Origin of the sequence: Nocardiopsis baichengensis YIM 90130 (assembly GCF_000341205.1) — a bacterium.
In the GTDB taxonomy this organism is placed as follows: Bacteria; Actinomycetota; Actinomycetes; order Streptosporangiales; family Streptosporangiaceae; genus Nocardiopsis_A; species Nocardiopsis_A halophila.
Genome location: NZ_ANAS01000007.1, coordinates 73,277 through 86,287 on the forward strand (window position 1 = coordinate 73,277; position 13,011 = coordinate 86,287).

Consider the following 13,011-nt stretch of genomic DNA (forward strand, 5'->3'; position numbering starts at 1 on the left):
CCCCCGGTTCACTGGGGGAGCCGGCACCACCGGGGGGTCCTGTCCTAGCGGTCGAGGTCGTCGGGAAGCAGGCTGAACGCCTTGTGCGCCGTCAAAGGAAGTACTGCGCGGAAATCGCGACGGTCGAGTGTCAGGATCGCGTTGGTTCGGTATTCGGCGGCTAAGGCCACATTGACGGCGTCCGCCAGATCCAAGTCGAGGCTGCGATACCGTCGTTGTACAGCTTGAGCGGTTTGAAGGAGATCGGTATTGACATCGGGGATCTGGAAGCGCAGTTTTTGAGCTTGTGCCACGAGGAAAGCGATGATCTTGGTTCGGGCGGCAGGGCCGAAGCGGGCCTTCGCCATGTGGTCGACCTCGGTCAGCACCAAGGGGGAGAGGACGACCGTGCCGGCCTCATTCAATATGCCCTGGCAGTCGCTTGCCTCCGTTGAATTGCGATCTGAGGCGGCGAGGATGCCGGATGTGTCGGCGATGACGATCACGTTTCGGCAGCCCCTTCGGCGACCGTGGCCGTTACCTCGGGGGTGGTGGCCACTTCGCCGCTGCCGTCGAACATGGGCCAATCAAGAGGTTCGTCCCATACGCGGTTCGCCATGGCGGCCAGATGGATGCCTTCGCGGATGATCTCCGCCTCCGATACGCCGCGGCGCTGAGCGGCCTCCTTGATGAGTGCGAGGTCGTCGGGGTCGGCGTAGACGTTCGTTCTCTTCATGGACATGTACCAATGCTACCCCATGTACCGTTCAGGAGGTGGAGCGTGCAGCAGGGGCAGTTGGGTACTGGGAGCTGATGAGGGAGAGGAGCCATCACCATGTCTACCGAGGAAGCCGGGGAGGTACCTCTGACCGACGATGCGATCGACGACACGAAGGCGCCGAGGGACGCTCCCGCCGACGACGGCGTCCACGGAGCGGTGCGTAAGGCAGCGAAGCGAGTCTTAGAGGATTCTGCCGGGGTCAATGAGCGCTTGGCTCGATGAGTGGCGGTAAGTGGCAGTGCGCCTTGACGGCTGTGCCGCCTCAGCACTCGATGACGTTGACGGCCAGTCCGCCCCGGCTGGTCTCCTTGTACTTGTCCATCATGTCCCGGCCGGTGTCCCGCATCGTCCTGATCACTTTGTCCAGGGAAACGAAGTGGCTGCCGTCGCCGCGCATCGCCATGCGGGTGGCGGTCACCGCTTTGACCGAGGCGACCGCGTTGCGCTCGATGCACGGGACCTGGACCAGGCCTCCGATCGGGTCGCAGGTCAGCCCGAGGTTGTGCTCCATGGCGATCTCCGCGGCGTTCTCCACCTGGGACGGGGTCGCGCCCAGGGCCTCGGCCAGGCCGCCGGCGGCCATCGACGACGCCGACCCCACCTCGCCCTGGCAGCCCACCTCGGCGCCGGAGATCGAGGCGTTCTCCTTGAACAGGATGCCGATCGCCCCCGCCGTGAGCAGGAACCGCACCACCCCCTCCTCGCTCGCCCCGCGGCAGAAGTGGGTGTAGTAGTGCAGCACCGCCGGGACGATCCCGGCCGCGCCGTTGGTCGGGGCGGTCACCACCCGCCCGCCGGCCGCGTTCTCCTCGTTCACCGCCAGCGCGTACAGGGTGATCCAGTCGCTGCCGTGCAGCGGGTCCGACAGGTCAGGGCTGTCCGGCGCCACCAGGCCCGAGGCGTCGCACCGGCCGCCCAGCTGCCGGTAGAGGCGGTGCGCCCGCCGCGGCACCCGCAGCCCGCCCGGCAGCGTTCCCTCGGTGGTCACCCCCCGGCGCACGCACGCCCGCATCACCCGCCAGATCTCCAGCAGCTCGGTGCGCACCTGCTCGGGGGAGCGGCCGAAGGCCCGCTCGTTGGCGAGCATCACCGCGCTGATCGACATGCCCGTCTCCCGGCACACCTCCAGCAGCTCCTGTGCGGTGGTGAAGGGGTGGGGCACCGGGGTGGTGTCGGGGATGATGCGGTCCGACCCCGTGGCGTCCTCGTCCACCACGAAGCCCCCGCCGACCGAGTAGTACACCCGCGAGCGCAGCTCGGCCCCGTCGGCGTCGTAGGCGGTGAACCGCATCCCGTTCGGGTGCCCCGGCAGGGTCTCCTTGCGGCGGAACTCCACGTCGTGCGCCGGGTCGAAGGCGACCCGCGGGCCGGTGCCGCCCAGCCGGAGCCGCCCGCTCTCGCCCACCGCGGCCAGCAGGTCGGGCACCGCGTCCGGGTCGACGCCCTCCGGGGTCTGCCCGAGCAGCCCCAGGATCACCGCGGTGTCGCTTCCGTGCCCCTTCCCGGTGAGCGCCAGCGAGCCGTACAGGTCGCAGCGCAGTGACGCGGCCCGCTCCGCGGCCCCGGAGGCGGTCAGGCCGTCGACGAACGTCGCGGCCGCCTTCATCGGACCGACGGTGTGCGAACTGGACGGTCCGATACCGATCTTGAACAGGTCGAAGACGCTGATGGCCATCTGTCCTGCCCTCCTCGTCGAGCACAGGGGATGCGGATTGGGCAACGGGGTGCGGATACGGGAACAGGGTCCGGATACGAAAATAGCCGGGTCGCGCGCGGCCTCGCTGCACTTCGGGGGCCGCGCCCGGCCCGGCTGTCCTCGCACGTCCCGGCACGGCGGCCGGGCCCGGCCCTACAGGTCGGGGTAGAGCGGGTGCTTGCGGACCAGGGCCTGGACCCGGCCGCGCAGGGCCTCGGCGTCGTAGCCGGGCTTGAGCGCCTCGGCGATGACGTCGGCGACCTCGGTGAAGTCCTCCTCGCCGAACCCGCGGGTGGCCAGTGCCGGGGTGCCGACGCGCAGCCCCGAGGTCACCATCGGCGGACGCGGGTCGTTGGGGACCGCGTTGCGGTTGACGGTGATGCCGATCTCGTCCAGGCGGTCCTCGGCCTCCTGCCCGTTGAGGGCGGAGTCGACCAGGTCCACCAGCACCAGGTGCACGTCCGTGCCGCCGCTGAGCACCTTCACCCCGGCCTCGGCCGCGTCGGGGCGGGTCAGCCGCTCGGCGAGGATGCGCGCCCCGGCCACGGTGCGCTCCTGGCGGTCGCGGAAGTCGTCGGAGGCCGCCGCCTTGAGGGCGACTGCCTTGCCGGCGATGACGTGCTCCAGCGGACCGCCCTGCATGCCGGGGAAGACCGCGGAGTTGATCTTCTTGGCCAGCTCCTCCTTGCACAGGATGAGCCCGGCGCGGGGGCCGCCCAGGGTCTTGTGCGTGGTGGTGGTGACCACGTCGGCGTGCGGCACCGGGTTGGGGTGCAGGCCGGCGGCGACCAGACCCGCGAAGTGGGCCATGTCCACCATGAAGTAGGCACCGACCTCGTCGGCGATCCGGCGGAACCGCGCGAAGTCGAGGTGGCGCGGGTAGGCCGACCAGCCGGCGACGATCATCGCCGGGCGGTGCTCCTTGGCCAGGCGCTCGACCTCGTCGTAGTCGACCAGGCCGTCGTCGTCGCGCACGTGGTAGGGCACGGGGTTGAGGATCTTGCCCGAGTAGTTGAGCTTCATCCCGTGGGTGAGGTGGCCGCCGTGCGCCAGGTCCAGCCCGAGGATGGTGTCGCCCGGCTTGAGCAGGGCGAAGTAGACCGCGGTGTTGGCCTGGGCGCCCGAGTGCGGCTGCACGTTGGCGTGCTCGGCGCCGAACAGGGCCTTGGCGCGGTCGATCGCGAGCCGCTCGACGACGTCGACGTGCTCGCAGCCGCCGTAGTAGCGCCGGCCGGGGTAGCCCTCGGCGTACTTGTTGGTCAGCACCGTGCCCTGGGCCTCCAGGACGGCGCGCGGAGCGAAGTTCTCCGAGGCGATCATCTCCAGGGTGTCCCGCTGCCGGGACAGCTCCTGGCCGACGGCCGCGGCGACCTCGGGATCGAACTCCTGGAGGGTCTGGTCGAGAAGGGTGCGATCGGTCATGGAATCAGCCTTCGCCTTCGGTCAGCTGGGTGTACTTCTCCGGGGAGAGAAGGTCCTTCGGCTCCTCGGACAGCTCGACCTTGAACAGCCAGCCCTGCCCGTAGGGGTCGGTTCCGATGATCTCAGGGTCCTCGACGGCGGCGCTGTTGACGTCGACCACCTCGCCGCTGACAGGGGCGTAGACGTCGCTCACGGACTTGGTCGACTCGATCTCGCCGCAGGTGTCCCCCGCGGCCACGGTGGCGCCCGCCTCCGGCGGCTCGACGAACACGATCTCACCGAGCGCCTCCGCGGCGTAGGTGGTGATGCCGACCGTGGCGACGCCGTCGCTGATGGAGACCCACTCGTGCTCTTCGGTGTAGCTCAGCTCCGCGGGAACGCTCAATTTCTCTCCAGGAGGATTCGTCAGTGGTGTCCGGTTACCGGGTCCGGCCGCCGCGAGCGGCCGAGGGACCGCGGGCGCTTCGTGCGGATCGCACCCACCCGCCGGTAATTCTGCCTGGTGGGCCGACTGCCCGCACACGCGGCTCGCGACCTTCCGGCGGCGCGTGGGCGCCGCCGGAACTCAGCGTTCCCGCTTGTAGAAGGGGAGCTCGACGACGTCCACCGGCTCGGTGCGGCCGCGCACGTCCACGGCGAACTCACCGGTGGAGGCGTCCAGGCCGGCGTCGACGTAGGCCATGGCGATGGGGCGGCCCAGGGTGGGGGAGGGGGCGCCGCTGCTGAGGGTGCCCACCTGCTCGCCGTCGCGCAGCAGCGGCATGCCGGTGCGGATCGGGCGGCGGCCGCGTGCGGCCAGGCCGATGAGGCGGCGCCCGCCGCTGCGGTCGGCGCTGCGCTCGGCGGCCCGCTCCAGCGCCGCGCGGCCGACGAAGTCCCCCTCCTTCTCGAACTTGACGACGCGGCCCAGGCCGGCGTCGAAGGGGGTGAGGTCCCGGGAGAGCTCCTGGCCGTACAGCGGCATCCCGGCCTCCAGGCGCAGGGTGTCGCGGGCCGAGAGCCCGGCCGGCACCAGGCCGTGCGGCTCGCCGGCCTTGAGCAGGGCCTCCCACACGGCGGGGGCGCCGGCGGCGGGCTCGATGAAGATCTCGAAGCCGTCCTCGCCGGTGTAGCCGGTGCGGGCGAGCAGCACCGGCTGCCCGGCCACGGTGTGGCGGTAGCCGGCGTAGTACTTGATCTCCGACAGGTCGGCGTCGGTGAGCGGGGCCAGGATCTCCACCGCGGCGGGACCCTGGAGCGCGATCAGCGCGGTGTCGCCGGAGCGGTCGTCCACCACGGCGTCGAAGCCCCCGGCGCGCTCCTGGAGCGCCGCCAGGACGGTGCCGACGTTGGCGGCGTTGGGGACGACCAGGTAGTCGTCCTCGGCCAGGCGGTACACGATCAGGTCGTCGAGGACGCCGCCGTCGGCGTCGGTGATCATCGTGTAGCGCGCGCGGCCGACGCTGACCTTGGACAGGTGCCCGACCATGGAGTAGTCGAGGAGGTCGGCGGCCTGGGGGCCGGTGATGCGGACCTCGCCCATGTGGGAGAGGTCGAACAGGCCCGCCTTCTCCCGGACGGCCGTGTGCTCGGCCTTCTCTCCGGAGTACCGCAGGGGCATCAGCCAGCCCGCGAAGTCGACCAGGGTGGCGCCCAGCGCCTCGTGCGCAGAGCGGAGTGCGGTTTCGCGGAGGTTCGCGGAATCGCCGCCGGCGGATGTCATCGTCGCTCCCGAGAGGATGGTCGTCGTTGTGGATCCAAAGGCGTAGCCATCCTCCCCCTCTGTCATCGGTGCCTGAGAGCTTCACCGCGCGCTCGGCGCGGCTTGCACCTTCGGCGAGGGGCGCCGCTGCCCCTGCTTTCCAGAGTGGTCTCGCCCGGACGGTCCGTCGCGCCTGAGAGGTTCTCTGGGGAGGGTTTGCTCCTTCGGCGGTCCGCGCCGGCTGCGCGGACGCTCTCCCGTTCGGGTTCGTCGACCGGTTTCAGAGTAGCAGCGTGCTTTGTCCGGGCACAGGGGCGGCCCTCAGGGGCCGCCCCTGACCTGGGAAGGGAGGGAGCGGGAGGGGAGAGAGCGCTTCAGGCGCGCGTTCAGCCGCGCGCCGGGGACCCGAGCCCGCGGTCGACGCGGACGTCGCCGCCGCGCACCACCGCGCGCACGTGCTTCTCCGGTTCGGCGAGGATCGCGACGTCCTCCAGCGGGTCGCCCTCGACCACGATCAGGTCGGCGTCGGCGCCCGGGCGCACCGTCCCCACGCGGCCCTCCAGCTCCAGCAGCCGGGCGGCGGTCGTGGTGGCCGCGCGCAGGACGTCGGCGGCGGGCTGCACCCGGGCGCGGATCGCGAACTCCTCGCTCTGGTGGGCCTGCATGCCCCCGAGCAGGTCCGTGCCGAAGACCAGGTTCACCCCCGCCTCGTGCGCCATGCGCAGCGCCTCCAGCCCGCGGTCGAGCACGGTGGACACCTTGGCCTGGCTCTCCGGGGGCAGGCCGTTGCGGGCGCCCTGGCGGGCCAGTTCCCGGTAGGTCACCAGGGTCGGCACGAGGTAGGCGCCGCGCTCCAGGAAGAGCTCCAGGCTGGTCTCGTCGATGAGGTTGCCGTGCTCGATGCAGCGCACGCCCAGCCGCAGGCCGCGGTTGACCGCGCGGGCGGTGTAGGCGTGCCCGGTGACGTACCGGTTGGCGGCCTCGGCCTCCTCCACCACCGCGCGGATCTCCTCCTCGGCGGACTGGGTGGAGTCGATGCGGTCGGTGGGCGAGGCGACCCCGCCGGAGAGCATGATCTTGATGTGGTGGGCGCCGGTGCGCAGCTGTTCGCGGGCGGCGCGGCGGAACGCGGTGGCCCCGTCGCACACCAGGCCGGTACTGGGGCAGCAGCCGTGGTCACCGGTGTCCTGGCGCCCCGGCCCCCGGAAGTCGCCGTGCCCGCCGGTCTGGGAGAGCGCCTTGCCGCCGAACATCAGGCGCGGGCCGTCGATCAGGCCCTCGGCCACGGCCTGGGCCAGGCCCCAGTCGCCGCCGGCGACGTCGCGCACGGTGGTGAAGCCGCGGTGCAGCATGTCGTTGAGGGAGCGGGCGGCGAAGGCGGTGGCGTAGGAGGGGGAGTGGTCCATGGCCGCGCCCAGGTCGGCGCTGAAGGCGGTGGGGTGCACGTGGGCGTCGATCAGGCCCGGCATGAGCGTGGCCCCCGCCAGGTCGACCGTGCGCGCCTCCGCGCCGGGGTCGGGGGCCGGGCCCTGTCCGGTCGCGGCGATGCGGCCGTCCTCGACGCGCAGCCAGGAGCCGGGGGTGCGGGTCCCGGCCTCGGGGTCGAGGAGGGCGGCGCCGGTGAACAGGGTGGTGCGGGGGCGGTCGGCCATGGATTCCTCCGGTCGCGGATGCCTGCGGTGCTTGCGGTGCCTGCGGCGCGCGGGGTGACGCGCGCCTCATCCGCAATATATGTTGCAACGAGGGTGCGGGGAAGAGCGGGGTGCCCTCGGCGGGCCCCGGCTACCTCCGCCGGGTGCCGGCGCCGCTCGCGGGTCCCGGGGCCGCGCGCGGGGGCCGGAGAATGGGGGTCGGCCCGTTCGGGGCGAGGGGCGCGCGAGAGCGGAGGCGAGGAGCGAGATGCCGGACTGGATCGAGGAGGCGCTGGCCGGCGGCCGCCTGGGACGCGCCGCCGAGCGGGTGGTCCGGGTGCTGCGCGACGACCCGAGGTTCGCCTCCTACGCGAGCACCGCCGAGCTGGCCGGGCGCGCCGAGGTGAACGTGGCGACCGTGGTGCGCGCCGCCCAGCAGCTGGGGTTCTCCGGGTGGCCCGCGCTCCGGGTGGAGCTGCGCTCGCGCTACCTGGCCTCGCTCAGCGCGGGCGAGGTGCTGGCCGAGCACGCGGGCACCGCCGACCCGGTGCGCGAGGCCGTGCGCTCGGACCGGGAGGCGCTGCGCACCCTGGACCGCACACTGGAGCCGGAGCGGGTCCGCGCGCTGGCGGGCGCGGTGCACGGCGCGCGGCGCACGCTGGTGCTGGGCTCGGGCACGTTCGCGGCGCCGGGCCTGCAGCTCTCGCACGCCGCCGGGATCATGGGCTACGACGTGGAGATGCGCGACGTCGGCGGGACCGCGCTGGTCAGCGCCCTGGCCAGGATGGACGCGGGCGACCTGGTGGTGGTGTGCGACCTGTGGCGGGTGCCCCGCGCGATCCGCGCCGCGGCCCGCATCGCGGCGGAGCGCTCCGTGTCCACAGCGGTGATCACCGACCGGCGCGACTCGCCGCTGGTCGAGGGTGCCGAGCACGTGATCGTGGTCCCGAGCGAGGGCGTGGGCATGTTCCCGTCCCTGACGGCGGCGATGGCCGTCGTGCACGGGGTGCTCGCCGAACTGACCCGCATCGGCGGCGACCGGGCGCTCCAGGCCGTCCGCCGCACCGAGCACCTGTGGGAAGAGGCCGAACTCTTCTGAGGGCGCCCCCACCGGTAGGGGCGGCGAGGAGGGGCCGGGGCGGTTGCCCGGCGTCGCCGCCTTCGATGGGCCCCGGGTGGGACGCTGTGTGGTCGAGTGCTGTGACCTCGGTGAACACGCAGCGGGAATCGCAGTGACCTGAGTCACATCGACTGCAATAAGTGTTGCAGGACACAGGGTGGTGCTGCTTACATCGCCCCCATCGGATCCGTCCCCCGGCCTCACTTCACGGGGCCGTCCCCGGCCTCCCCCGTCCGCGAAGGTGTCCCATGCAGACCGTCCATCTCGCGATCCTCGCCGTGTACCTGCTGGCCATGGTGGGCGTCGCCCTGTACTTCCTCCGCTCGGGCCGGCTCGGCGGCGGCGACGACTTCCTGTTCGCCGGGCGCAGCCTGCCCCGGCCCGTCATGGTCGCCACGATGCTGGTGACCTGGGTCGGTTCGGGGACGATCATCGGCGGCGCCAACTTCGCCTACACCTACGGCCCCGTCGCCGGCCTCGTCTTCTTCGCCGGCACCCCGCTGGGCATCCTGGTGCTGCTGCTCGCCGCCCGGCGCATCCGGCGCGCCTCCCGGCACACCGTCCCCGAGCTGCTGGAGGTCCGCTTCGGCACCGGGGTGCGCACCGTCGCCGCCGCCGTCACCGCCCTGGCCTACATCGGCCTGGTCGCCTCCCAGTTCATCGGCGGCGGGTACGTCGTCAGCCTGATCACCCCGCTCACCTCCACCCAGGGCACGGTCCTGGTGGCGGTGGTCGTCACCCTGCTCACCGTCACCGGCGGCCTGTTCTCGGTGGCCTACACCGACTTCATGTCGGCGATCCTCATCGTGCTCGGCCTGTTCGTGTCCCTGCCGCTGGTCTTCACCGCCGTCGGCGGCCCCACCGCCTACTGGGAGGGGCTGCCCGACAACGCCACCGCCCCCACCGGCGGGCTCACCGCCCTGCAGCTGCTGGGCTACTTCCTGCCGCTGTTCCTGCTCCTGCTGGCCGACCAGAACATCTACCAGCGCCTGACCGCCGCCCAGGACGAGCGCACCGCCCGCACCTCCACCCTGGGCATGCTCGTCTCCAGCTTCTTCATCTTCATCCCGGTGGTCCTGCTGGCCTCGGCGGCCGCGGTGCTCATGCCCGGCATCAACGGCGACATGGCGATCCTGAGCCTGGCCTCCGAGGGGCACCTGCCCGCGGTGCTCGGCGGCCTGATCCTCGCCGGCGCGGTCGCCTTCGTCATCACCACCGGCTCGTCGTTCATGCTCTCGGCCGCCTCCAACCTGACCTACGACCTGTACGCGCGCTTCTCCCGCCGGGAGGCCTCCGCGCGCCGCACCCTGGCCGTGCAGCGGGGGTCGGTGCTGGCCATCGCGCTCGTCGCCTTCGGCCTGGGCCTGTACTTCCCGACCGTGCTCGAGCTGCAGATGTACTCCTACACCGTCTACGGCGCGGCCATCACCCCCGCGGTCTTCGCGGTGCTGTTCTGGAAGCGGGCCACCACGGCCGGGGCGGTCGCGGCCCTGGTCGTCGGCGCCGCGACCACGGTGGGCTGGCAGCTGGCGGGCACCCCGGGCGACGTCAACGGCGTGGTCGTGGCCCTGCCGGCGGCGCTGGCGGCGCTCGTGGCGGCCAGCCTGGCCACCGAGGCGCCCGCCCCGGAGGACCTGGCGGCCGCGGGCGTCGACTGAGGCCGGAGGAGGGGGCGGAGCCGCCGGGACCGTGGTTCCTCCCGGTTCCCTCGGACCCGGCGGTTCCGGCCGCATGCACGTGGGCCCGGCACGGACGACCAGTCCGTGCCGGGCCCACGTGCCCGCGGGTCAGGCCTTGCGGCGGCGGCGCACCGCCTCGGCCAGGCCCTCCAAGACCTCGACGGTGGTGTCCCAGCCCATGCACTTGTCGGTGATCGACTTGCCGTACACCAGGTCGGCCGGGTCGTCGCCCAGCTTCTGGGCGCCCTCCTCGATGAAGCTCTCCAGCATCACGCCGATGATGCCCTGCTGCCCCTCGGCCACCTGAGCGGCGATGTCCTGGGCCACCAGCGGCTGGCGCGCGTGGTCCTTGCCGCTGTTGGCGTGCGAGGCGTCGATCATGACCCGGCGGCGCAGGCCGGCGCCCTCGACCACGTCCAGCGCGCCCCGCACGTCCTCGGCCCCGTAGTTGGGGCCGGTGCGCCCGCCGCGCAGGATGAGGTGGCAGTCCGGGTTGCCGCCGGTGCTCACCACCGACCCGGCGCCGGAGGGGTCCACACCGAAGAAGGTGTGCGGCGCGGCGGCCGCCCCGCAGGCGTCCACCGCCACCTGCACGTCGCCGTCGGTGCCGTTCTTGAACCCGACCGGCATGCTCAGGCCGCTGCCGAGCTGGCGGTGCACCTGGCTCTCGGTGGTGCGCGCGCCGATCGCCCCCCAGGCGACGGCGTCGGCGATGTACTGCGGGGTGATCGGGTCGAGGAACTCGGTGCCCGCCGGGACCCCCAGCGCGCCGATGTCCAGCAGGAGCCGGCGCGCGGTGCGCAGGCCGCGGTGCACGTCGTAGCTCTCGTTCAGGTCCGGGTCGTTGATCAGGCCCTTCCACCCCAGGGTGGTGCGCGGCTTCTCGAAGTAGACGCGCATCACCACGCACAGGTCGGCGCTGACCGAGGGGGTGAGCTCCTTGAGGCGGCGCGCGTATTCCAGCGCCGCCTCCGTGTCGTGCACCGAGCACGGCCCCACGATGACGAGCAGGCGGTCGTCCTGCCCGTTCAGCACCCGCGTCACCTCGGCCCGGGCGTCCTCCACCAGCGCGGTGCGCTCTGGGCCCATCGGCAGCTCGGCCAGCAGGTCGCGCGGTGCGACCAGTGGCCGGTAGCTGACGATGCGCGTGTCGTTGGTGCTGCTCGTCATGGCTCGGATGCTCCTCGTACCCGTCGTCCCCGATCGGCCCTCCAGGAACCTTAGCGCCAACGGGGCCGCAGGTCCGAGGGGGTGTGCGGGAGTGTGGTGCGGGTCATCACGGGGTTTCTCAGCCCGTGAGACTCACCCCTTCAGGTCGGGGAAGTCCTCCTCCCAGAACTCCTGCGCGTTGCGCCCCTTCTCCGGGGCGCCCCGCTCGTGCTCGGCGGTGCGCAGCTCCACCCGCCGGATCTTGCCCGAGACCGTCTTGGGCAGCTCGGCGAACTCCACCCGCCGCACCCGCTTGTAGGGCGCCAGCCGCTCCCGGCAGAACTCCAGGACGGACCGGGCGGTCTCGGCGTCCGGCCGCGCCCCCGCCACCAGGGTGACGAACGCCTTGGGCACCGCCAGCCGCACCGGGTCGGGCGAGGGCACCACCGCCGCCTCGGCGACCAGCTCGTGCTCGATGAGCACGCTCTCCAGCTCGAAGGGGGAGATGCGGTAGTCGGAGGCCTTGAACACGTCGTCCCGGCGGCCGATGAAGGTGATGTGGCCGTCGGCGTCCCGGGAGGCGACGTCGCCGGTGTGGTAGAGCCCGTCGCGCATCACCTCGGCGGTGCGCTCCTCGCTGTCGGTGTAGCCGGCCATCACCCCCACCGGGGAGTCCCCCAGCTCCAGGCACACCTCGCCCTGGGCGCTCTCCGCGCCGGTGACCGGGTCGGCCACCACCACGCGGTACCCGGGCATCGGCAGCCCCATCGACCCCGGGCGCACCTCCTGGCCGGGGGAGTTGCCCACGGTCACCGTGGTCTCGGTCTGGCCGTACCCGTCCCGCACGGTCACGCCCCAGGCCGCGCGCACCTGATCGATCACCTCGGGGTTGAGCGGCTCGCCCGCCGAGACCGCCTCGCGCACCGGCGCACCGCCCCCGCCCAGGTCGGCCTGGATGAGCATGCGCCACACGGTCGGCGGGGCGCAGAAGGTGTCCACACCGCACCGGCGCACCGCCTCCAGCAGGCCGGCGGCGTCGAACCGGGACTGGTTCACCGAGAGCACCGTGGCCTGGGCGTTCCACGGGGCGAACACGCTGCTGTAGGCGTGCTTGGCCCACCCGGGGGAGGAGATGTTCAGGTGCACGTCGCCCGGGCGGATCCCCACCCAGTACATCGTGGACAGGTGCCCGACCGGGTAGGAGAGCTGGGTGTGCTGCACGAGCTTGGGCGCCGAGGTGGTGCCGGAGGTGAAGTACAGCAGCAGCGGGTCGTCGGCCAGGGTCCGGTGGTCCGGGGCGAAGTCGACGGCGGCGTGGCGGCAGTCGGTGTAGGGCATCCAGCCCTCCATGTGGCCGACGCTGATCCGCGTCCAGTGGCCGCCGAGCCCCTCGAACTTGGGGGTGTCGGCCGCGTTGGCGATCACGTGGCGCACCCCGCCGCGCTCGATCCGGTCGGCCAGGTCGGCGGAGGTCAGCAGCGGCGTGGCGGGGATGAGCACCGCCCCCAGGCGGATCGCGGCCAGCGTGGTCTCCCACAGCTCGACCTGGTTGCCCAGCATCACCAGCACCCGGTCGCCCCGGTGCACGCCCTGGTTGTGCAGCCAGTTGGCGGTCTGGCGGCTGCGTTCGGCCATCTCGCGGTAGGTCAGCCGCGTCTCGGTGCCGTCCTCGTCGACGATCCACAGGGCGAGCCGGTCCGGGTGCTCCTCGGCGGCCGGGTCGAAGTGGTCCTGTGCCCAGTTGAAGTGGTCGGGCCGGGGCCAGGAGAAGCGCGCGTGCGCCTGGGCGCGGTCCTCCCGGAACTCCAGCAGCAGGTCGCGCGCCGCGCGGAACTCGGCGGTGGCGGGGTTCGACATGGATGGACCTCCGCAT

General features: G+C 72.5%; 11 protein-coding genes and 1 riboswitch. Of the genes, 2 read left to right on the forward strand and 9 right to left on the reverse strand.

What is annotated here, in order from left to right:
• Positions 1–44 precede the first annotated feature (44 nt).
• From C892_RS0108020 to C892_RS0108050, 7 genes are all read right to left on the reverse strand, one after another.
• On the reverse strand, positions 45–485 hold the full coding sequence (locus C892_RS0108020) for a type II toxin-antitoxin system VapC family toxin (RefSeq protein WP_017556780.1): 441 nt from the start codon (positions 483–485) through the stop codon (positions 45–47).
• A complete protein-coding gene (locus C892_RS0108025; RefSeq protein ID WP_017539969.1) occupies positions 482–721 on the reverse strand; it encodes a ribbon-helix-helix domain-containing protein in 240 nt (79 codons plus the stop codon). The genes C892_RS0108020 and C892_RS0108025 overlap by 4 nt, the downstream gene beginning before the upstream one ends.
• A 301-nt stretch (positions 722–1,022) precedes the next feature.
• Complete coding sequence (locus C892_RS0108030; RefSeq protein WP_017539971.1) at positions 1,023–2,435, reverse strand: L-serine ammonia-lyase; 1,413 nt, start codon at positions 2,433–2,435, stop codon at positions 1,023–1,025.
• A 174-nt stretch (positions 2,436–2,609) separates the two neighbouring features.
• On the reverse strand, positions 2,610–3,878 hold the full coding sequence (locus C892_RS0108035) for a serine hydroxymethyltransferase (protein WP_017539972.1): 1,269 nt from the start codon (positions 3,876–3,878) through the stop codon (positions 2,610–2,612).
• A gap of 4 nt (positions 3,879–3,882) precedes the next feature.
• A complete protein-coding gene (gene gcvH, locus C892_RS0108040; protein WP_017539973.1) occupies positions 3,883–4,263 on the reverse strand; it encodes a glycine cleavage system protein GcvH in 381 nt (126 codons plus the stop codon).
• 180 nt (positions 4,264–4,443) lie between these two features.
• Positions 4,444–5,580 (reverse strand): glycine cleavage system aminomethyltransferase GcvT, encoded by a 1,137-nt coding sequence (gene gcvT / locus C892_RS0108045; RefSeq protein ID WP_017556781.1) that lies wholly within the window; start codon positions 5,578–5,580, stop codon positions 4,444–4,446.
• Between the two features lie 49 nt (positions 5,581–5,629).
• Positions 5,630–5,733: riboswitch (glycine riboswitch) on the reverse strand.
• A gap of 212 nt (positions 5,734–5,945) precedes the next feature.
• Entirely contained in the window at positions 5,946–7,211 is a 1,266-nt protein-coding gene (locus C892_RS0108050) for a metal-dependent hydrolase family protein (protein ID WP_017539975.1), read from the reverse strand.
• 247 nt (positions 7,212–7,458) lie between these two features.
• Here C892_RS0108050 and C892_RS0108055 point away from each other — a divergent pair, with 247 nt between their 5' ends.
• Both C892_RS0108055 and C892_RS0108060 read left to right on the forward strand, forming a co-directional pair.
• Positions 7,459–8,289, forward strand: a complete 831-nt coding sequence (locus tag C892_RS0108055) for a MurR/RpiR family transcriptional regulator (RefSeq protein ID WP_017556782.1) — start codon at positions 7,459–7,461, stop codon at positions 8,287–8,289.
• Positions 8,290–8,558: 269 nt separating this feature from the next.
• Entirely contained in the window at positions 8,559–9,968 is a 1,410-nt protein-coding gene (locus tag C892_RS0108060) for a sodium:solute symporter family protein (RefSeq protein ID WP_017556783.1), read from the forward strand.
• Positions 9,969–10,097: 129 nt separating this feature from the next.
• Here the strand turns inward: C892_RS0108060 and C892_RS0108065 are convergent, their stop codons facing one another.
• Together C892_RS0108065 and C892_RS0108070 are read right to left on the reverse strand one after the other, a co-directional pair.
• Complete coding sequence (locus tag C892_RS0108065) at positions 10,098–11,159, reverse strand: 3-deoxy-7-phosphoheptulonate synthase (RefSeq protein ID WP_017556784.1); 1,062 nt, start codon at positions 11,157–11,159, stop codon at positions 10,098–10,100.
• Between the two features lie 132 nt (positions 11,160–11,291).
• Positions 11,292–12,995, reverse strand: a complete 1,704-nt coding sequence (locus C892_RS0108070) for an AMP-binding protein (RefSeq protein ID WP_017556785.1) — start codon at positions 12,993–12,995, stop codon at positions 11,292–11,294.
• Positions 12,996–13,011: the final 16 nt, after the last annotated feature.